Annotated in this window: 20 protein-coding genes; 9 read left to right on the forward strand and 11 right to left on the reverse strand. The window is 71.0% G+C overall.

Going from position 1 to position 20198, the window contains the following annotated elements:
* The first annotated feature begins 28 nt into the window (after window positions 1–28).
* Complete coding sequence (locus tag ACFFCA_RS17950; RefSeq protein ID WP_375487333.1) at window positions 29–445, forward strand: PPOX class F420-dependent oxidoreductase; 417 nt, start codon at window positions 29–31, stop codon at window positions 443–445.
* Window positions 446–448: 3 nt separating this feature from the next.
* On the opposite strand, the gene ACFFCA_RS17955 is transcribed toward ACFFCA_RS17950, so the two are convergent.
* Window positions 449–2257 (reverse strand): glycoside hydrolase family 15 protein, encoded by a 1809-nt coding sequence (locus ACFFCA_RS17955; protein ID WP_375487298.1) that lies wholly within the window; start codon window positions 2255–2257, stop codon window positions 449–451.
* Window positions 2254–3231, reverse strand: coding sequence for a TIGR03557 family F420-dependent LLM class oxidoreductase (locus ACFFCA_RS17960; protein WP_375487300.1), 978 nt, complete (start codon window positions 3229–3231; stop codon window positions 2254–2256). The genes ACFFCA_RS17955 and ACFFCA_RS17960 overlap by 4 nt, the downstream gene beginning before the upstream one ends.
* 235 nt (window positions 3232–3466) lie before the next feature.
* Here ACFFCA_RS17960 and ACFFCA_RS17965 point away from each other — a divergent pair, with 235 nt between their 5' ends.
* From ACFFCA_RS17965 to ACFFCA_RS17975, 3 genes are read left to right on the forward strand one after another with little or no spacing between them, the layout of a single operon-like run.
* Window positions 3467–4474 carry an iron-containing redox enzyme family protein gene (locus ACFFCA_RS17965; RefSeq protein WP_375487335.1) on the forward strand — a complete coding sequence of 336 codons (1008 nt, stop codon included), beginning with the start codon at window positions 3467–3469 and terminating at the stop codon, window positions 4472–4474.
* Entirely contained in the window at window positions 4471–4908 is a 438-nt protein-coding gene (locus tag ACFFCA_RS17970) for a CDGSH iron-sulfur domain-containing protein (RefSeq protein WP_375487302.1), read from the forward strand. The genes ACFFCA_RS17965 and ACFFCA_RS17970 overlap by 4 nt, the downstream gene beginning before the upstream one ends.
* Before the next feature lie 39 nt (window positions 4909–4947).
* Window positions 4948–5802 carry a siderophore-interacting protein gene (locus tag ACFFCA_RS17975; protein WP_375487304.1) on the forward strand — a complete coding sequence of 285 codons (855 nt, stop codon included), beginning with the start codon at window positions 4948–4950 and terminating at the stop codon, window positions 5800–5802.
* A 37-nt stretch (window positions 5803–5839) separates the two neighbouring features.
* On the opposite strand, the gene ACFFCA_RS17980 is transcribed toward ACFFCA_RS17975, so the two are convergent.
* Window positions 5840–6355, reverse strand: a complete 516-nt coding sequence (locus tag ACFFCA_RS17980; protein ID WP_375487306.1) for a DUF664 domain-containing protein — start codon at window positions 6353–6355, stop codon at window positions 5840–5842.
* 104 nt (window positions 6356–6459) lie between these two features.
* Here ACFFCA_RS17980 and ACFFCA_RS17985 point away from each other — a divergent pair, with 104 nt between their 5' ends.
* Together ACFFCA_RS17985 and ACFFCA_RS17990 are read left to right on the forward strand one after the other, a co-directional pair.
* Window positions 6460–7773, forward strand: coding sequence for a hemolysin family protein (locus ACFFCA_RS17985; protein WP_375487308.1), 1314 nt, complete (start codon window positions 6460–6462; stop codon window positions 7771–7773).
* Window positions 7766–8761 (forward strand): hemolysin family protein, encoded by a 996-nt coding sequence (locus ACFFCA_RS17990; protein WP_375487310.1) that lies wholly within the window; start codon window positions 7766–7768, stop codon window positions 8759–8761. The genes ACFFCA_RS17985 and ACFFCA_RS17990 overlap by 8 nt, the downstream gene beginning before the upstream one ends.
* Window positions 8762–8782: 21 nt before the next feature.
* Here the strand turns inward: ACFFCA_RS17990 and ACFFCA_RS17995 are convergent, their stop codons facing one another.
* Window positions 8783–9106, reverse strand: a complete 324-nt coding sequence (locus ACFFCA_RS17995; RefSeq protein ID WP_375487312.1) for a plasmid stabilization protein — start codon at window positions 9104–9106, stop codon at window positions 8783–8785.
* A 103-nt stretch (window positions 9107–9209) separates the two neighbouring features.
* Between ACFFCA_RS17995 and ACFFCA_RS18000 the strand changes: the two genes are divergently transcribed.
* Both ACFFCA_RS18000 and ACFFCA_RS18005 read left to right on the forward strand, forming a co-directional pair.
* Window positions 9210–9644, forward strand: a complete 435-nt coding sequence (locus ACFFCA_RS18000; RefSeq protein ID WP_375487314.1) for a phage holin family protein — start codon at window positions 9210–9212, stop codon at window positions 9642–9644.
* The gene (locus tag ACFFCA_RS18005; RefSeq protein ID WP_375487316.1) at window positions 9641–10030 is read left to right on the forward strand and encodes a DUF3618 domain-containing protein; all 390 of its coding nucleotides are present in this window, start codon (window positions 9641–9643) and stop codon (window positions 10028–10030) included. Before ACFFCA_RS18000 ends, ACFFCA_RS18005 begins: the two co-directional genes overlap by 4 nt.
* Here the strand turns inward: ACFFCA_RS18005 and ACFFCA_RS18010 are convergent.
* The 7 genes from ACFFCA_RS18010 to ACFFCA_RS18040 all read right to left on the reverse strand — a co-directional run bounded on the left by ACFFCA_RS18010 (window position 10027) and on the right by ACFFCA_RS18040 (window position 18675).
* Window positions 10027–10608: a TetR/AcrR family transcriptional regulator gene (locus tag ACFFCA_RS18010; protein WP_375487317.1), complete on the reverse strand. Its 582-nt coding sequence runs from the start codon at window positions 10606–10608 to the stop codon at window positions 10027–10029. The two genes, ACFFCA_RS18005 and ACFFCA_RS18010, sit on opposite strands and share 4 nt — an antisense overlap.
* Before the next feature lie 51 nt (window positions 10609–10659).
* Entirely contained in the window at window positions 10660–11337 is a 678-nt protein-coding gene (locus ACFFCA_RS18015) for a response regulator (RefSeq protein WP_375487319.1), read from the reverse strand.
* The gene (locus tag ACFFCA_RS18020; protein WP_375487321.1) at window positions 11334–13844 is read right to left on the reverse strand and encodes an ATP-binding protein; all 2511 of its coding nucleotides are present in this window, start codon (window positions 13842–13844) and stop codon (window positions 11334–11336) included. The genes ACFFCA_RS18015 and ACFFCA_RS18020 overlap by 4 nt, the downstream gene beginning before the upstream one ends.
* A gap of 10 nt (window positions 13845–13854) precedes the next feature.
* On the reverse strand, window positions 13855–14733 hold the full coding sequence (locus tag ACFFCA_RS18025; protein ID WP_375487323.1) for a potassium-transporting ATPase subunit C: 879 nt from the start codon (window positions 14731–14733) through the stop codon (window positions 13855–13857).
* Between the two features lie 6 nt (window positions 14734–14739).
* Entirely contained in the window at window positions 14740–16854 is a 2115-nt protein-coding gene (gene kdpB, locus ACFFCA_RS18030; protein ID WP_375487325.1) for a potassium-transporting ATPase subunit KdpB, read from the reverse strand.
* A 70-nt stretch (window positions 16855–16924) separates the two neighbouring features.
* Window positions 16925–18586 (reverse strand): potassium-transporting ATPase subunit KdpA, encoded by a 1662-nt coding sequence (kdpA, locus tag ACFFCA_RS18035; RefSeq protein WP_375487327.1) that lies wholly within the window; start codon window positions 18584–18586, stop codon window positions 16925–16927.
* Window positions 18586–18675 (reverse strand): potassium-transporting ATPase subunit F, encoded by a 90-nt coding sequence (locus ACFFCA_RS18040; protein WP_375487329.1) that lies wholly within the window; start codon window positions 18673–18675, stop codon window positions 18586–18588. The genes kdpA and ACFFCA_RS18040 overlap by 1 nt, the downstream gene beginning before the upstream one ends.
* 372 nt (window positions 18676–19047) lie before the next feature.
* Between ACFFCA_RS18040 and ACFFCA_RS18045 the strand changes: the two genes are divergently transcribed.
* Window positions 19048–20190: a DUF222 domain-containing protein gene (locus tag ACFFCA_RS18045; RefSeq protein ID WP_375487331.1), complete on the forward strand. Its 1143-nt coding sequence runs from the start codon at window positions 19048–19050 to the stop codon at window positions 20188–20190.
* Window positions 20191–20198: the final 8 nt, after the last annotated feature.

Genomic DNA, 20198 nt, shown 5'->3' on the forward strand with positions numbered 1-20198 from the left:
CCCCTTCCGCCGACCCTCGGAGGCCCTCGTGCCCGACACCCCCCTGCCCCAGGACGTGCTCGACCTGCTGGCCAGGCCCAACCCCGCCGTGATGGCCACGCTCGCCAAGGACGGTCGGCCGGTCACCGTGGCCACCTGGTACCTGCTCGAGGACGACGGCACGATCCTGCTCTGCCTCGACGCGAGCCGCGTACGTCTCCAGCACCTGCAGCGGGACCCGCGGGTCTCGCTCACCGCCCTGGCCACGGGCAACTGGTACACCCACGTCAGCGTCCAGGGGCGCGTCGGACCGATCGAGGACGACGAGGGCCTGCGTGACATCGACCGGCTGTCGCAGCACTACACCGGCAAGCCGTACGGCAACCGCACGAGCCCTCGGGTCAGCACGCACCTGATCATCGAACGCTGGCACGGCTGGAGCTCGGGAACGGCCATGGACGACTGATGCCTACGCCGCGCCGTGCCCGTCGTCGGACACCGTGATGGCGGCGTTGATCAACGCCAGGTGACTCAAGGCCTGCGGGAGGTTGCCGAGGAAGCTGCCGTCGCCGGGGTCGACGATCTCGGCGAGCAGGCCGACGTCGTTCTGGGTCTGCAGCAACTGCTCCATGAGCGACTCGGCCTCCTGATGGCGGCCGACCAGCTCCAGAGCACTCACCGACCAGAACCCGCAGGCGACGAACGCGCCCTCGATCTCGTGCGCGCCACTGAACCGGTAGAGGTGCGGTCCCGCGCCGAGCTCACGCCGTAGCGCGTCGATCGTCGTCGACATGCGTTCGCCGCGATCGAACCCGCTGATGGCGTGCAGCAGGATAGAGGCGTCGAGCTCCTCGGTGCCCGGGTACCAGACGTAGGCCTGCTTGCGTTCGGACCAGCAGTTCTGCTCGACCCAGTCGCGGATGTGCTGGGCCTCGCTGCGCCACCGGGACGGGTCGCCCGGGACCTGGCCGATCTCGGCGAGGTGCACCGCCTGCGTCAAGGCCTGCCAGCAGCCGAGCTTGGATGTCGTGTAATGACGCAGCTCGGTCAGCTCCCACATGCCCGAGTCCGGGGACCGCCAGCGGTCGCAGGCGAGATCGGCGATGGCGGCGAGAGTCCGGGCCGTGCCGGTGTCGAGCAGGTTCCCCTGGTCGACGTACAGGGCGATGATGGAGAACAGGTCACCGTAGACGCCGAGCTGCAGTTGAGAACGGGCCTGGTTGCCCGCCACGACCGGGGAGACACCTCGCCAACCCGGGACGTCGCGCTCGACGGGATCGGGCGGTGGCGTGCCGTCGACGCGGTACACCACGTGCGGCTCCGGCCCGTCCTGACGAATCGTGGCCAACAGCCAGCTGATCGCTGCGTGCGTCTCCTCACGCAGGCCGAAGCGGAACAGCGCCGTGAGCGCGTAGGCCGAGTCGCGCACCCACGCGTAGCGGTAGTCCCAGTTGCGCCCGCCGGTGCGGTTCTCCGGCAGCGACGTGGTGGCCGCGGCGACCATCGCGCCCGACGGCGAGTGCAGCAGCAGCTTGAGCGCGAGAGCGCTGCGCCGGACGTCGTCCTCCCAGCGGCCCTGCCACTGGAACACGTCCGACCACGTGCGCCAGTTGGCGATGGTGCGGTCGATGCCGGTGTCGACGTCCTCGGGCAGAGGCAGGAACAGGGGCTCGCCGTGCGTCGCCACCAGGGCGAGCAGGAACCGGTCGCCCTCGGCCACCTGGTAGTCGAGGTCGATGCGGTCGTCACCCACCCGTACCTCGGACGCGCCGATCTCGCGCACGGCCATGGTGACGTTGTCGGCACGCAGTACCGCGCCGAGCTCGGTGTCGGCGACGTAGGGCGATGCGGTGTTCAGGCAGGTGCCGGGACGCACCTCGGCCCGCACCCGTACCGAGCCCTCCAGGCCCTCGATCCGGCGGCCCACCTCGACCCACGGCAGCCGGCCGGCCACCCCGGTGTTCATCGAGTCGGTCACCCGCACCCGTCCCGACGCGCAGATGACGTCGGTCTGGAGAACGTTGGTGCCCTCGACGTAGCGGCGCTGCACCGTGAACGGCTCGTCGGGCGCCAGCCCGATGTAGCCGCCGTTGACGTGGTCGAGGATCGCGGCGAACACCGGCGCGGAGTCCATGTCGGGCAGCGGCAGCCAGTCGATACGGCCGTCGCGTGCGACGAGGGCCACCGTGCGACCGTCCCCGATCGCCGCGTAGTCCTCGAGATCGCAGTACCCGTCGGCATCGCGGGACGACGATACCGTCGTCGGGGGTGTGCTCACCCGGCCAGCTCACGCATGCGCGGCAGCATCTCGTCGCGGTAGAACGCGAAGAAGCCCTCGAGCTCCGACCCCTGCCGCTTGCCGCCCATCTGGTCGACGTGCACGACGTCGACACCGGCCTCCACGTACGGCCGGAACGCGTCGAGGTGGCGGTCGACGTCGTCGCCGCACGCCACGGATTCGTCGATCATCTGCTCGGTCACGAGCTGGCCGGCCTGTTCGAAGTGCTTCGGGCTGGACAGCTGTTGCGCGAGCTCACCCGGCAGCGCGTCGTTGGGCCACATAGAGCGCACCGTGCTGACGCATGCCGCCGCGTCCGGCCCCCAGCACACCTTGTAGCCCGCGTGCACCGGCTTGCCCGCGCCGCCGCTGTCGCGGAACGTGCGGATGAGGTCAGCGTCCGGAGGAATGGTGACGAGGCCGTCCCCGATCTCGCCGGCGAGGGTTGCGGCCTTGTCGCCGAAGGCGCTGACGTACACCGGCGGCGGGGTGTCGGGCAGCGTGTACAGGCGGGCGTTCTCGACCGTGTAGTGCTCGCCGTGGTGGTCCACGAAGTCGCCCTGCCACAACGCGCGCATGACCTCGACGGACTCCCGCAGCATGTCGAGCCTGGTCCCCGTCGCGGGCCAGCGCGCTCCGGTGACGTGCTCGTTCAACGCCTCGCCCGACCCGATGCCCAGGATGAACCGGCCCTCGGTCAGCACCGCACTGGTGGCCGCGGCCTGCGCCACGATCGCCGGATGGATGCGGACCGTCGGGCACGTGACCGCCGTGGTCACGGGCAGCGAGGTCACCTGAGAGATCGCGCCGATCATCGACCACACGAACGGGCTCTGGCCCTGCTCGTCGGTCCACGGGTGGAAGTGGTCCGAGATCCACAACGACTCGAAGCCGGCCTCCTCCGCCCAGCGCGCCTGCTGGATGAGGCTCTCCGGGGCGTACTCCTCGCAGGACAGGAAGTAACCGATCTGCATGTGTTCCTCGCTCGTCGCGATCGTCGAGCGTCTCGGCCGCGATCGGTCTCCCGCGCGCTGCTGCACGGTCGGTCGCAGTATGCCTAGCGCGATCATCGACGTAACGGGCGCCGTTTAGCCCCGAAGCCGGCCGGGGAGGTAGACCAGGACGGCGTTCGTTCGCACGTCGGATGCCTCGAAGAATCGGGGTCTGCGCTGTTGGCACATCAGCAGCCAAGAGTCATCGGTGACCTCAATGCTCGTTCCCGTTCCCCGCGGCCCCCTGTCCGGGTGGCTCGCCGCACGCCTGCTCGTCCACGACGACGTCGCCACGGCGCCCCCGTCGCCCGCCGTGACGGCGCATCACGTCGACGCACTGCACGGCGACGATCTGCAGCTCGCCCTGTGGATGTGTTATGAGCTGCACTACCAGGGCTTCGACGACGCCGCGGCCGACCTCGAATGGGTCACCGACGTCCTGACGTTCCGCGCCGAGCTGGAACGGGTCTTCGTCGACGCGCTGCGTGCCGAGGTCGGCCCGATCGACGTGCGACCCCGGGAGATCCCGACGCGCCTGTTCGAGGTAACCAGTGACGACTCCGGGCGCTCGCTGTCCAACCACCTGCAGCGCCGTGCGGACCGTGCGGCATTCGCCGAGTTCGTCATGCACCGGTCGGTGTACCACCTCAAGGAGGCGGACCCGCACACGTTCGCCATCCCGCGGCTGCGTGGGGCGGCGAAGGCCGCCATGATCGAGATCCAGGCCGACGAGTACGGCGGCGGGCGGGTGGAGCGCATGCACTCGACCCTCTTCGCGCGGTTGATGGACAGTCTTCGCCTGTCCACGGCCTACGGCGAATACGTGGATTGCGCGCCCGGCATCACCCTGGCCACCAGCAACCTGATGTCGATGTTCGGCCTGCACCGGCGCTGGCGCGGCGCCGCGGCCGGACACCTCGCGGCCATCGAGATGACGTCCTCGCTGCCCAACCGGCGTTACGGCCAGGGCCTGCGCCGACTCGGCGGCGACGACCTCGCGTGCGCGTTCTACGACGAGCACGTGGAGGCCGACGCCGTGCACGAGCAGATCGCGGCGCACGACCTGTGCGGCACGCTGGCCCTGGACCAGCCGGAGGTCGCCGAGGACATCGTGTTCGGTGCGGCGGCCTGCATGCGCCTGGAGCAGCTGTTCGCCGATCACCTGCTCGACGCCTGGTCCGCGCAGCGCAGCTCGCTGCTGCCTGCGGCACGGCGGGCGGCGTGAGCGAACCCGGCAGCTTTGGCGACGGCACTAGCATCACCGTGTACCCGGACGGGCCGCTGCTCGTGCGTGGGCCGGTCCGGATCCAGACACCTGACGGCGACGAGTACGTCAACGCGCGGTCCGTGCGTGCCCTGTGCCGCTGCGGCAAGTCGTCGAGCAAGCCGTGGTGTGACGGCACGCACAAGGTGGCGAAATTTCGTGCGCCACTGCCGGACAGGGCACCGGACGGGTACACCCCGACCGTGCGCAACGCCCCGTCGCCCGACGACGATCCCGGTTCGGGTCGCGACCACTCCACCGCGGACGAGCGCATCGAGGCCGACCGCGACCGCGCCGGTGCGGCCGGCGACGATCTCGCCGCGGCCGTCGACCGTCACCGCAGCGAGCTGGACATGCCGGCCGAACCGGCCGACGGGGAAGACGCGACCGACTAGCACCATCGACACAGGGTTAGGTTAGGCTACCCTAACTTCGTGACCCAGACCGCGTCGGCGACCGCCCGACCCACCCGTTCCCTGCCCACACCCACCACGGTGCACGAGGCGACCCGGCTGACGCCCGGCCTGGTCCGTGTCGTGCTGCGAGCCGACGACTGGAGTGGGTTCGGCGAGCCGCAGCACGCCGACGCCTACGTCAAGCTCGTCTTCCTGTCGCCCGGGGTCGACTACCCGCTACCCCTCGATCCGGCGCGCATCCGCGACGAGTTCCCGAACGAGCACTGGCCGCGCATGCGGACCTACACGGTGCGGGCCTTCGACCGGGCCGCCGGGACGCTCACCCTGGACCTGATCGTGCACGGCGACGAGGGCCTGGCCGGCCCGTGGGCGGCAACGGCGCAACCCGGCGACCCGATGCACGTCGCCGGACCGGGCGGCGGGTACTCCCCCGACCCTGCGGCCGACTGGCACCTGCTCGCAGGTGACGAGAGCGCACTGCCCGCCATCGCCAACACGTTGGAGCGCCTGCCGCACGACGCCGTCGGCGCGGCGTTCGTCGAGGTTCCCGACGCAAACCACGAGCTGGCCCTGCAAGCCCCGGACGGCGTCGCCGTCCGGTGGCTGCACGTCGGCGGTGGGACACCGGGGAGCCTGCTGGTGCCCGCCGTACGGGAGTGGGCGGCACCCGCCGGCGAGGGGCACGTGTTCGTGCACGGCGAGGCCGGTTTCGTCCGCGATCTGCGGCGCCACCTGCGCACCGAACGGGGCCTTCCCCTCGACCGGCTGTCGATCTCCGGCTACTGGCGGCTCGGCGCCGACGACGAGCGGTGGCGAGCCATGAAGCGTGACTGGAACCGGGCCGTCGAGGCCGACGAGTCCGGCACCACCTGAGGTCGGTACGGCGCCATCGGCGCACCCGGCGGCCGGCTCAGCGGCGGTCGAGCACACCACGCACGAACGCGGCCTGACCCGCGTGCTGCAGGTCGTCGTTCAGCACGCTGACGAGGCGGACGGCCAGGGTGACCGGCGGGTCCCAGTTCTCGTCGACGACCCGGTCGAGACCGTCCTCGGTCACGGTCGTGAGGTAGCGCAGCGTGGCTGCATGCACCGCGTCGTAGTACCCGGTGAGCAGGCCGGCACCCAGCCCACGCACCTGCGCCATCTGCGACGTCGAGAAGCCGTACCCGATCGCGGCGGTGTCGAACGGCAGTCCGAAACGCTCGTGCCACCCGCCGGAGGTCCAGACCTGCTCGGTGTCCGCGACGTCGGCGACATGGTCGTCCTGGACCCGGGTCAGGTGCCAGACCAGCCACGCGATGCTGTTGGTGCCCGGCTCCTCGACCTGGGTCGCCAGCGCGTCCTCGTCCAGACCCTGCACCGCCGCATGCACCGTGTCGGCGACGTGGGTGAAGCCCTCCCGCAGGATGTCGATCGCGCTCGCCATGACGGGTCTTCTACCCGGGCCGGGGTCGTGCCAAGCGCGGGGGCGCCCTGGCCAGCACTCATATCCGTCCGGCACAGTGGACACTCCCCGACCCGAGGACGTCCGTGATCGCGGCCCTGCTGCTCGTCGCCGCCCTGGCCCTCGTCGTCGCCTGCGGCGTCTTCGTCGCGGCCGAGTTCGCCCTGCTCGCCGTCGACCGCCCCACGGTCGAGCGGCTCGCCTCCGACGGCCACCGCGGTGCGCGCGGCACCCTGACCGCGCTGCGTTCCCTGTCGACCCAGCTGTCCGGCGTGCAGATCGGCATCACCGTCACGAACCTTGCTGTCGGGCTCCTCGCCGAGCCGGCGCTCGCCACCCTGCTCGAACCCCCGGTGCGCGGGCTGGGCCTCCCCGACGGCGCGGTGCCCGGCGTCGCGGTGGCCGTCGGTCTGGTCGTGTCGACGCTGCTGACGATGCTCATCGGCGAGCTGCTGCCGAAGAACCTGGCGATCGCCCTGCCCGTCGCGGTGGCCAACGTCGTGCAGGCCCCGGTGCGGCTGTTCACCCGCTCCATCGCCTGGCCGATCCGCGCCCTGAACGCACTGGCGGACCGCATCCTGCGACGTTTCGGCATCGAGCCGACCGAGGAGCTGAACTCCGCCCGCTCGGCCGAGGAGTTGCTGGCGGTCGTGCGGCGATCGGCCCAGCAGGGCGCGCTGGAGAGCGACACCGCCGGCCTGCTGACGCGCTCGTTGCTGTTCGGGCAGGGGCGCGCGCTCGACGTGATGACGCCGCGCACGCGGCTGCAGACGGTCGGGGCCGCGGACACCCTCGTCGACCTCGTCGCGGCCGCGGCACGGACCGGCTTCTCGCGCTTCCCGGTCACCGGCCGCGACGTCGACGACATCGTCGGCGTCGTCCAGGTCAACGCCGCGCTGTCCGTCCTACGCGCCGACCGCGGACGCACCAACATCGCCGACGTGATGGCCCCGCCGACCCTCGTCCCGGCGACCCTGCCGCTCGACGACCTGCTCGCCCGGTTGCAGGAGCACGAGGTCGCGCAGGCCGTGGTGATCGACGAGTACGGCGGCACCGACGGCATCGTCACCCTCGAGGACCTGGTCGAGGAGCTGGTCGGCGAGGTCGAGGACGAGTTCGACGAGCCGCCGGGACGCAGTGTCGTCGCCGACGGCGAGTCGTGGCTGGTGCCCGGTGAGCTCGGGCCGCAGGAGGTCGCGGTCGCGCTGCAGCGACCGGTCCCGAGCGGGTCGTGGGCGACCGTCGCCGGCCTGTTCCTCGACCGCTTCCAGAACCTGCCGGCCACCGGCGACCACGTCGACGTGGAGGGCACCCGCTGGACCGTCGTCGAGGTGGCGGGCCGCCGCATCGTCCTGCTGCGTGCGACCGCGAGCCCCGAGGCGGTGGACGTCGATGCCTGAATGGCTGGGCCTGCTGCTGACCGTCGCCCTGCTCGCCGGCAACGGGTTCTTCGTCGCGGCCGAGTTCGCCCTGGTGTCGGCCCGCCGCAGTGTCGTCGAACCGCAGGCCGAGCGTGGGGTGCGGGGTTCGGCCGCGGCCCTGCACGCCATCGAGCACATCTCGCTGATGATGGCCGGTGCCCAGCTGGGCATCACCGTGTGCTCGCTGGCGCTGGGCGCGCTGTCGGAACCGGCCATCGCCCACCTGCTCGAGCCGGCCTTCCACGCCGTCGGCGTGCCGAAGAGCGCGGGCGGCGTGATCGCGTTCGTCATCGCCCTCACGCTGGTCACGATGCTGCACGTCGTGTTCGGCGAGGTCATCCCCAAGAACGTCGCCCTAGCCGGCCCGGAACGCGCGGCGCGGTGGCTGGCGCCGCCGATGGTCTCCGTCGTCAACGCGTTCAAGCCGCTCATCTGGGCGTTGAACCACGCCACCAACGCCATGCTGCGGATGGTCCGGGTCCAGCCCCGCGACGAGGTCAACAGCGTCTTCGACCGCGACGAGGTGGCGGGTCTCGTCGCCGAGTCGCATCGGGAGGGACAGCTGGACGAGGACGAGGCCGGGCTGCTGTCCGACGCGATCGCCTTCGACGACCGCGTGGCCGCCGACGTCCTGCTGCCGACCGCCGACCTCGCGCTGGTCGGCCGGGACATGACGCCCGACCAGCTCGAGGCGCTCGCCGCCGAGACCGGGTACTCGCGCTTCCCGCTGCAGGATCTGACCGGCTACCTGCACGTGAAGGACGTGCTGACCCTGGAGGGCCGCACCGCGGCCGTCCCCGGCGACGTCATTCGGGCCCTGCCGGCGGTGGTCGTCGACGCGCCGTTGCGCAGCGTGCTCGAGACCATGCGGGCACGCGGTACACATCTGGTGCAGGTGACGGACGGGGTCCGCGCGGCCGGGGTCATCACCATGCAGGACGTCCTCGGCGAGCTGATCGGCAGCTGATCCGATCGCCGGGCCGTGCGGCTAGCGGCCGACCGCCTTCTCCAGCTCGGCCTTGCTCATCGACGAGCGGCCGGCGATGTTGCGGTGCCGCGCCTCCTCGTAGAGCTGGGCCTTGGTACGACCGCCCGCGCCCTTGTGGGAGCGCAGACCGCCCCGCCGACCGGACGAGATGTCCTCGGTGGAGGCTCTGCTGGCCTGCTTCGCCTCACCCGCCCGGGCGCGTTCCTTGTTGACGGTGCGGGCGGCGATCTGCTCGGCGGTCTTCTCCGGCCGGCCGCGTTCCTCGAGCCCCTCCTTGATGTGCTCGTACTGCTTCTCGCGCTTCTTGCTCCAGGCCTGGGGCACGACTCCTCCTCCGCGACGGGATCGCCTGTCGGCATACCCGCGTACAGCGTTAGCCGTATCGGCTCTCGGGTACCTCGGAGGCAACCGACCCTTGGAGGATGCCGTGTCCACGCCAGTGACGGGCCCGTCCGGCCCATCCCCGTCCGCCAGACCCCAGGACGCCAGCCTCGGCCAGCTCGCCTCGCAGGTGAGCGAGCAGGTGGCCCGCCTCGTGAAGGACGAGCTGGCCCTTGCCAAGGTCGAGGCGACCGACCGGGCCAAGCACCTCGGCGTCGGCGTCGGCATGTTCGGCGGCGCCGGCATCTTCGGCTTCTACGCCGTCGGGGTCTTCATCGCAGCAGCGGTCCTGGGCCTGGCCACCGCCGTCGACGGCTGGCTCGCGGCGTTGATCGTCGGCGCCGCGCTGGTGCTGATCGCGGCGGTCGTGGCGCTGCTGGGCAAGAAGAACGTGTCCCAGGGGTCGCCCCCGGTGCCGTCCGAGGCCATCGCCAGCACCAAGGCCGACGTGGCCACCGTGCGGGAGGCGGTCCAGCGATGAGCGACGACACCTCGAACGACAAGGGCGCAGGCACCGGCGACACGCCGAGGACGGCGGAGGAGCTGCGGGCCGACATCGAGGCCACCCGCGCCGAGCTCTCGCAGACCGCCGATGCGTTGGCCGCGAAGCTCGACGTCAAGGCCCAGGCCAAGGAGAAGGTGCACGCGGTCGGCGACAAGGTGACGACCACGGCGTCCGACGTCGGCACGAAGGTCACCGAGGACAAGCAGCGGACGGCCGTCATCGCCGGCTCCGCGGCTGCCGTCGTCGCGTTCGTGGTCGTGCTGCGGGTTCGTCGGCGCCGCCTGCCGAAGGCCAGGGCGGCGCGAGTGGTGGCGAAGGCCGAGAAGACCCGCCGGAAGGCCAAGAAGGCGCAGAAGGTCTAGCGGGCGGTCGAGCCGACCAGGCGCGCGACGAGATCCGGGTCGGCCTCGAGGAAGATCAGTTTCTGGAACTCCTCGAAGGACTGACGCAACCGCTTCGGATCGACCGGCTGCTCCCGCTGCTGTGCCCCGATGAGCAGGTTCAAGGTCATCCGGGCCAGCAGCCGGGCTGCGGGACGGTCGAGTCCGAGCGCCACGATCGCGTCGGCGACGTGGCGCTCCCGACGCCGGTCGACCCGCACCGTGACGGCGTTGACCTCGGGGTTGCTGCGCGCCCACGCACGGATCGCGGCCTCGCACGCGTGGGGCAGCGACAGGGCCATGTCGATCAGCGTCGTGATCCGCAGCGTCGGGTCGGGCTGGGCCTTGGAGATGGCGATCAGGCGCTCGCTGTGCTCGGACTCCCAGAACAACAGCAAGGCGTCCACGAAACCGGGCAGCGCCCCGAAGTGGTGGTAGAACGAGCCCTTCGTCACCTGGAGACGCTCGCACAGCGCGTTGATGGTCAGCGCTTCGCTACCGCTCTCGCCCAGGATGTCGAACGCGGCGCGGTAGTAGTCCTCGACGGTCAGTCGCTCCACGTCGCCTCCCCCACTCGACCGGTGCGGTGCACGCCGCCATCGTGTCACGGTTCAGGGCAGGTAGCGGTAGCCCATGCCCGGCTCGGTGATCAGATGACGGGGGCGGCTCGGTTCCGGTTCGAGCTTGCGACGCAGTTGAGCCAGGTAGATCCGCAGGTAGCTGGGGTCGGTGTGTTCGGACGACCCGCGGACCGCGATCAGCAGGGTGTCACCGCTGACCAGCTTGCCCGGGCGGCGCAGCAGGACGTCCAGGATCTTCCACTCGGTGGGCGTGAGGTGCACGGCCGTGCCGTCGGTGGCGGTGGCGGTGGTCAGGGCCAAGTCGATGCGGGTGTCGCCGACCGTCACCGCGACGTCCTCGTCGGTGCTCGACGTCCGCCGCGCCGTCGCGCGCAGGCGGGCCAGCAACTCCTCCATACTGAACGGTTTGGTGACGTAGTCGTCGGCGCCCAGGTCGAGCGCCTCGACCTTGTCCGAGCTGTCACTGCGCGCCGACAGCACGATGATCGGCGTGGTCGAGTAGGCGCGGACGGCCTTGATGACCTCCACGCCGGAGATGTCGGGCAGCCCGAGGTCGAGGACGACCACGTCGTGCTTCTGCTCGGCCAGAGCCGTGAGGGCACGGGTGCCGGTCGCCGCCTCGGTCACTGCGTAGCCGCGGGCGACGAGGTTCATGGCCAGGGCACGCAGCAGGGCCTGCTCGTCCTCGACGACGAGCACCCTGGTCATGCGCCCTCCCCGGCGGCCGGCAGCGCGACGACGAAGGTGGCGCCCCCGCCCGGGGTCGTCTCGGCGGTCACCGAACCACCCATCGCCTCGGTGAGCCCGCGGGCGATGGCCAGGCCCAGCCCCACGCCCGAACCGTTGCGCGGCGCGTCGTCGGTGCGCTGGAAGGGCCGGAAGGACGCCTCGTCGTCGGGCAGCCCGGGCCCGCGGTCGATCACCCGCAGCTCGACCCGGTCGGCGTGGGCGCTGCCCGCGATGCGCACCGCGGTGCCCTCGGGTGCGTACCGCTGCGCGTTCTGCACGACGTTGGCCAGGACCCGTTCGAGCAGGCCGGCGTCGGCCCGCACCTCGGGCAGGTCGTCCGGCACGTCCACCTCGATCGGGCCGCTCAGCGCGACGTGGTCCAGGGCGCGGGCCAGCACGTCGTCGAGCCCGACCGTGCCGGGCACGACGGGCAGGGCGCCCACCTGGAGCCGGGAGAGGTCGAGCAGGTTGGTTACCAGGTCGGTGAGCCGGTCGAGCGAGCCCTCGGCCGAGGCCAGCAGCTCGTCCCGGTCCCCGTCGGTCCACGTCACCTCCGGGGCGCGCAGGCTGGACACCGCCGCCTTCGCTGCCGCGATGGGCGTGCGCAGGTCGTGGCCGACCGCGTTGAGCAACGCCGTCCGCTGCCGGTCGGACTCGGCCAGCGGCTCGGCGGCGCGTGCCGCCTCGGCCAGCTCGCGCTGGCGGTAGGCGACGGCGACGCCGGCGGCGAAGGCGCCGAGCACCCGCTGGTCACCGGCGCTCAACGCGTGCCCGCGCATCGCGAGGTACAGACCGTCGACCACCAGTACGCCGGCGTCGCCCTGCTCGGGGGTCGTCGGCGGCTGGTCGCCCGTCGAGGCCTGCACCGTCCACTCGCGCGACACCGGGTCCTTGCGCAGCAGGGCGACGGATTCGACGGCGAAGCTCTCCCGCGTCCGGGTCAGCAGGGCCGGCAGGGCCTGCTCGCCGCGCAACAGGCTGCCGGCGAACGTCGAGAGGGTCTCGGCCTCGGCGCCTGCACGTGCCGCGAGGGTCGACCGGCGGGCGGCCAGGTCGACGACCCGCGAGACCAGCAGCGCGATGAGCAGGAAGATGAGCACGGCGATGACGTTCGACGGCTCGTCGATCGTGAGGGTGTGCCGCGGCGCGACGAAGTAGAAGTTCAGCAGCAGACTGCCGACCACGGCGCTGACGAGCGCGGGGTAGAAACCGCCGACCAGGCTGGTGACGACGACGACCAGCAGGTACAGCGGTACGTCGGCCGCGAAGTCGAGGTCGCCGCGCAGGGTCGTGCCGACGATCGTCAGCGCGGGCAGGAGGATCGCGGCGAGCACCAGGCCCGCGATGCGCCGCTGCCGGGTCAGGCCGTGCGTCAGGCGTGGCAGACGACGCCCGGCGCCTCGGGCGTAGTCGTGGCCGACGAGGTGCACGTCGATGGCCCCGGACATGCGGGTCACCAGCTCCCCCGTACCCGCGCCGGCCACGGCGGCCAGGAACCGGTTGCGTCGCGAGGAGCCCAGCACGATCTGGGTCGCGTCGACGCGGCGGGCGAAGTCGAGCAGGGCCGGCGCCACCGCGTCGCCGAGCACGGAGTGGTAGCTGCCGCCCAGGGACTCGACGAGCAGGCGCTGCCCGCCCAGCGCGGCAACCCCGGGGCCGGACAGCCCGTCGCTGCGGGCGACGTGGACGGCGAGCAGCTCGCCGCCGGCGGTCCGTGACGCGATCCGCGACGCCCGGCGGATCAGGGTGTCGCCCTCTGGCCCACCGGTGAGGGCAACGACCACCCGCTCCTTGGTCTCCCAGGTGTCGGTGATGCCGTGCTGCTCGCGGTAGCGCTGCAGCCCCTCCTCGACGGAGTCGGCCAGCCACAGCAGCGCCAGCTCGCGCAGCGCCGTCAGGTTGCCCACCCGGAAGTAGTTGCCGAGCGCGGCGTCGACCCGCTCGAGCGGGTACACGTTGCCGTGCGCCATCCTGCGGCGCAGCGCCTCGGGCGACATGTCGACGAGCTGGACCTGGTCGGCGGCGCGCACGACGGCGTCGGGCACGGTCTCGCGCTGCGGCACACCGGTGATCTCGGCGACGACGTCGTTGAGCGATTCGAGGTGCTGCACGTTCAGCGTGGTGACCACGTCGATGCCGGCGTCGAGCAGGGCGTGGACGTCCTGCCACCGCCGCTCGTTCGGCCCCGAGCCGGGCACGTTGGTGTGCGCCAGCTCGTCGACCAGGGCCACGGACGGTCGCCGCGCCAGCACCGCCTCGAGATCCATCTCCTGGAAGGTGGCGCCACGGTGCACCACCGTCCGGCGCTCGACACAGGGCAGGCCGGCCAGCAGCTTCGCGGTGTGCGTGCGGCCGTGGGTCTCGGCGACCGCGACAACGACGTCGGTGCCACGGTCCAGCCTCCGTCGGCCCTCGTCGAGCATGGCGACGGTCTTCCCGACGCCGGGTGCGGCGCCGAGGTAGACGCGCAGCGTGCCCTTTCCCACGTCCGTCAACCTATGGGTACTGCCGGTCGAGGGCGACGTTGACCTTCAGGACGTTGACGACGGGTTCGCCCATGAAGCCCAGGTCGCGACCCGAGGTGTAGTGGTGCACCACGGCACGCACCTGCTCCACCGAGATGCCCCGGGCGCGGGCGATCCGTGCCTCCTGCAGGGCCGCGTAGCGAGGGCTGATGTTCGGGTCGAGCGACGAGCCGCTGGCGGTGACCGCGTCGGCCGGCACCGCGGGGTGCGACGGCGCGTCCCCCCGTACCGGGACGACCTGCGCGTGGCTGTAGTCGGCGCCGTAGCGGGCGCAGGTGACCTGCACGTCGTGGTAGGTCGCGACGAAGGGCGTCGTCGGGCACTCTTGGTTCAGGCTGACGACGCGGGTGACGGCCCCGTGGTAGCCCGGGCCGGCGTGGAAGACGGCGAGCACGGCGCCGACACCGCTCGGTGTGCAGAACGGCCGCGACCCGTCGACGTGCTCCAGCGCCCCGACCGCCTTGCTCCGGGCGCAGACCTGGGTCAACAGGCTCGGCGTGCCGGTGTCGCCCTTGGAGGCGGGGTTCGGGAGGGTGTCGACGACCGACTCGGGGCCGAGGTTGCTCGCGCCGCTGGCCGTCGGGTCGTACGCGTCGGCGGACGGTCTCGACTGCAGGTACTGCGCCATCGGGTCGCCTTTGGCGTCGGTGAACGACTGCCCGAGAATCGCGGACCCCACCGTGCGGCCGTGCACGTGGACGAGCTGGCCGTCAGACCGGCTGTGCAGGCCGGGGATCTGGGCGATGCCGTAGACGGCGAGCGGGTAGCCGACGCCCAGCAGCACGGTGAAGACGAGCAGCATCCGCACGGCGGCGGACAGCTGGCGGAACAGGCCGGACAGGTTGCGCATTCTTGGTCACCCGATCCCGGGAACGAACTGGATGATGAGGTCGATGATCTTGATGCCGACGAACGGCGCCACGATGCCGCCGCCGCCGTAGATCAGGATGTTGCGGCGCAGCATGGCGCTGGCCGACGACGGCCGGTAGCGGACGCCGCGCAGCGCCAGCGGGATCAGCGCGATGATGATCAGCGCGTTGAAGATGACTGCCGACAGGATCGCCGACTGCGGTGAGTGCAGCCGCATGATGTTCAGCTTGTCGAGGCCCGGGTAGACCGCCGCGAACATCGCCGGGATGATCGCGAAGTACTTCGCGACGTCGTTGGCGATCGAGAACGTGGTCAGCGCCCCGCGGGTGATGAGCAGCTGCTTGCCGATCTCGACGACCTCGATGAGCTTGGTCGGGTCGGAGTCGAGGTCGACCATGTTCCCGGCCTCCTTGGCCGCCGACGTGCCCGAGTTCATGGCGACGCCGACGTCGGCCTGTGCGAGCGCCGGCGCGTCGTTGGTGCCGTCGCCGGTCATCGCGACGAGCTTGCCGCCCTCCTGCTCGCGCTTGATCAATGCCATCTTGTCCTCGGGCTTGGCCTCGGCCAGGAAGTCGTCGACCCCGGCCTCGTCCGCGATGGCCTTGGCGGTCAGCGGGTTGTCGCCCGTGATCATCACGGTGCGGATGCCCATGCGCCGCAGCTCGTCGAAGCGTTCGCTCATGCCCTGCTTGACGACGTCCTTCAGGTGGATGACACCGAGCGCCCGCGCTGGTCGTCCCGGCTCGTGATCGGCGACCACCAATGGCGTGCCGCCCGAGGCGGAGATGCCGTCGACGATCGTGCCGACGTCGGCTGGCGGCGCGCCGTCGTGGTCGCGCACCCACTGCAGCACCGACCCGGCCGCACCCTTGCGGACCTCGCGGCTGTCGATGTCGACGCCGCTCATCCGCGTCTGCGCCGTGAACGCCACGAACGTCGCGCCGCGCACCTCCTGCTCGCGCAGTCCGTACTTCTCCTTGGCCAGCACCACGACCGAGCGTCCCTCGGGCGTCTCGTCGGCCAGCGAGGACAGCTGCGCGGCGGCCGCGAGCTCGTCGGCGGAGACGCCGCCGACCGTGACGAACTCCGACGCCTGCCGGTTGCCGAGGGTGATGGTGCCGGTCTTGTCGAGCAGCAGGGTGTTGACGTCGCCGGCGGCCTCGACCGCGCGACCGCTCATGGCCAACACGTTGCGCTGTACGAGCCGGTCCATGCCGGCGATGCCGATGGCCGACAGCAGCGCGCCGATCGTGGTGGGGATGAGGCACACCAGCAGCGACACCAGCACGATGCCGGTGATGCCGTGCCCGTCGAGCGAGGCCGAGTCCGGGATGCCGGGCTGGTCGGCCTTGGCGAAGATGGCCAGCGGCTGCAGGGTCACGGTGGCGAGCAGGAAGATGATCGTCAACGAGGCCAGCAGGATGTTGAGCGCGATCTCGTTCGGCGTCTTCTGCCGACTCGCGCCCTCGACGAGGGCGATCATCCGATCGATGAAGCTCTCCCCCGGCTTCTGGGTGATCTGCACGACGATGCGGTCGCTGAGCACCTTGGTGCCGCCGGTCACCGAGCTGCGGTCGCCGCCGCTCTCGCGGATGACCGGCGCGCTCTCGCCGGTGATCGCCGACTCGTCGACGCTGGCGATGCCGTCGACGACGTCGCCGTCGCCGGGGACGAGGTCGCCGGCCTCGCAGACCACCCGGTCGCCCTGCTGCAGTTCCGGGGCCGGGACGGGTTCCTCGGTGTCGTCGTCGCGCAGGCGGCGGGCGACGGTGTCGGTCTTCGCGCGGCGCAGCGCGTCGGCCTGGGCCTTGCCCCGCCCCTCCGCGACCGCCTCCGCCAGGTTGGCGAACACGGTGGTCAGCCAGAGCCACGCGACGATCAGCCACGCGAACGTCGTCGGGTTGGCGATCGCCTCGACGGTCGTGAACACCGCGCCGATCTCGACGATGAACATGACCGGGTTCTTGTAGAGCGTGCGCGGGTCGAGCTTGGCCAGCGCGTCGGGCAGCGAGCGCCACAGCTGCGCGGGGTCCAGCAGGCCGCCGTTGACGCGGTGCGGTTCGGCCGGTTGGTCCACCGGCCTGTCCAGGAGTTCGGTCATGAGTGAGCCTCGCGAACGAATGACGCGGCGGTGTGGCCTATGGCGGCCGGAGCGAAGCGAAGGTCGGTCATCAGTGGAGTCCCTCTGCGAGCGGCCCGAGGGCCAGGGCCGGGAAGTAGGTGAGGGCGACGACGACGACCGTCACGCCCAGCAACATCCCGATGAACAAGGTTTTGTGGGTCGGCAATGTGCCGTCCGAGGCGGGCACCGGCTTCTGCCGGGCGAGCGAACCGGCCAGGCCCAGCACGAAGATGATGGGCAGGAACCGGCCCAGGGCCATGGCCAGGCCGAGCGCGTAGTTCCACCAGACCGTGTTGACGCTCAGGCCCGCGAAGGCGCTGCCGTTGTTGTTGCCCCCCGAGGTGAACGCGTACAGCACCTCGGACAGCCCGTGCGGGCCGGTGTTGAGCATCGCCGCGCGTTCACCGGGCAGGCCCAGGGCGGTGGCCGTGCCGACGAGCACCACCGCCGGCGTCGTCAGCAGGTAGAGCGAGGCGAACTTGACCTCGCGACTGCCGATCTTCTTGCCGAGGTACTCCGGGGTACGCCCGACCATCAGACCGGCGACGAACACGGTGATGACGGCCAGGACCAACATGCCGTACAGGCCCGAGCCGGTGCCGCCGGGAGCGATCTCGCCCAGCATCATGTTCAGCAGCGTCATCGCGCCGCCGAGGCTGGTGTAGGAGTCGTGGAAGCTGTTCACGGCACCGGTGGACGTCAGGGTCGTCGCCGTGCCGAACGTCGCTGAGTTCAGGACGCCGAAGCGTGATTCGGTGCCTTCGGTGCTGGCGCCCACCGCGGTGGGGACGGTGCCGTGGTGGATGCCCTGGAACACGACGGTGAGCACCACGCTGAGCACGGCCAGCGACGCCATGACCAGGGCGATGGCGCGTCCCTGGCGCAGGTCGCCGATCATCCGCCCGAACGCCCGCGGCAGCGAGAACGCGATGACCAGGATCAGGAAGATCTCGAGCCAGTTCGTCCACGCCGTCGGGTTCTCGAACGGGTGCGCGGAGTTGGCGTTGTAGAAGCCGCCACCGTTCGTGCCGAGCTCCTTGATGGCCTCCTGGCTGGCGACCGGGCCCCCTGTGACGGTCTGCGTGCCGCCGGCCACGGTGTGCACCGTCGAGTAGTGGTGCAGGTTCTGGATCATCCCGGCCCCGACGAACACCACCGCGAACACCAGCGAGATGGGCAGCAGCACCCGGATCGAGAGCCGGGTCAGGTCGACCCAGAAGTTGCCGAGGAGGTTCGAGCGGTTGCGGGTGAACGCTCGCACGAGCGCCACGGCCACCGCGATGCCCACCGCGGCGGACAGGAAGTTCTGCACCGTCAGGCCGATCATCTGCACCACGTAGCCGAGCGCGCTCTCGCCCGAGTAGGACTGCCAGTTCGTGTTCGTGACGAAGCTGACCGCGGTGTTGAACGCTTGGTCCGCCGTCATCTTCGGCACGGCGTACGGCGCCCAGAAGTGCTGCTGCACCCGCAGCAGGACGTACAGGACGAGGATCGACACGACGCTGAACGACAGCACCGCGCGCAGGTAGCGCCAGCTCGACTGCTCGGCGTCGGCGTCGATACCGCCGATGCGGTAGATCACGCGCTCGGGTGCGCTGTGCCTGCGGCCCGTGACCACGTGCGCCAGGTAGTCGCCGAAGGGTCGCTGCACGATGACGATCGCGGCGACCAGGGTCGCGATGAAGACCGCGCCGGCCAGCCAGTCGGGCATCAGAACCGCTCCGGGAAGATCAGCGCAATGACCAGGAAGACGGTCAGCAGACCCGCCAGCACCAGCCCGACGATGTTGGTGGCGTTCACAGTCGCTCGACCCCCTTGGCGATCAGGGCAAGGACGACGAACACGGCGATCGTGACCACGACCGCCCAGACATCAGACACGCGAGACTCCGCTCTCGATCCACTCGGCGTAGGTGCCGAGAACTCGAGCAAACGCCCTGCGCAGGGGTGGTCCTGACCGTTTCGGGGGTTCCTCACGGGATCCACGCGCTGCGTTCACGAGACGTGCATGGCACGACCTGGGGAACGGCAAAGGCGCAGCGACGAGGGTGTTGCGCGTTCGGTCGCGCTGCGTCGTCGGCTTGCGTCGCGTGCTGTTGGATCTTGTTGCAGGACCCGGATTTGCTGGGATAAACGCTGGTCCGGCGGATCCCGTTCCGCTAGAATAGAACGCATGAGCGATACGCTGGTGCGGGCCGATGTGGCCTCGTTGATCACGGACGCTCACCGCGTTGTGGACGCGTTGCAGGCGGTAAAGCTGTCGGTCTGTACCGATGACGAGGTGGTCGCGGCGGTGCGCTCGTTCGAGGCGTTGCGGCGGCGGTTGGAGCCGGTGGACCACGCGCTGATTCTCGAGGTCGAGGCGCGAGGAGTCCCGGCTCGGGCGATGGCCCGGGCCACCGGCTACTGGCTGCGGCAGACGTTGACCATCGACATCAGCGAGGCGAACGCCCGGGTGCGGGCCGCACACGCCGCCGGACCACGCCGGTCGCTGCTCGGGGAGCCGATGCCGGCCCGATACCCCACAGTCGCCGCGGCGCAGGCCGCCGGCGAGCTGGCGGCCCGGCAGGCTCGGGTGATCACCTCGACCCTGGACAAGCTGCCGGTCGAGGTGTGCGAGCACATCCCGGTGGCGGAGGCGCGGCTGGTCGGGTTCGCGCGCACCTTCGAGGCCAGCACGTTGCACCAGCTCGCCAACCGCGAGGCCGAGTGGCTCGACCCCGACGCCGGTCACCGCGACGTCACCCGCCGCCGCAAGGACCGCGACCTGCAGGTGCATCACCGCCCGGACGGGTCATGCAGCTTCCGCGGCGAAGGCACCGCCGAGCTGGGGGAGTTCCTGCAGGTCACCTTCGACTCCCTCGCCAAACCAGAGCCGGAGACCAACGGCATCAAGGACCCCCGCACCGCCGGACAGCGGCGCCATGACGCGCTCATCGACGCCCTGAAGATCACCGTCGGCTCCGGCAAGCTCCCGACCGCCGGTGGGGTGCTGGCCACCGTCGTGCTCACCATCGACGCCGACACCTACCTCACCGGTGAGGGGTTCGCCCTGACCGGTCACGGCGCCCAGGTCCCGGTCCGGGAAGCGCTGTCCTGGGCGGGTGGGGACTACCGGCTGATGTGCACCGCCCTGAACTCACTCAAGGCGGTCACCGCCTACAGCTCGACGCATCGGCTGTTCACCGAAGGACAAAGACTCGCCCTGATCGCCCGCGACCAGGGCTGCGCCTTCCCCGGCTGCCTCGCCCCACCCGGCTGGTGCCAGATGGACTTGCCCTGGTTTCACGGACAGGTGGTTGATTGTTCCGTGTAGTCGGTGGG

The organism is uncultured Jatrophihabitans sp. (genome assembly GCF_964252635.1).
Taxonomy (GTDB): Bacteria; Actinomycetota; Actinomycetes; order Mycobacteriales; family Jatrophihabitantaceae; genus Jatrophihabitans.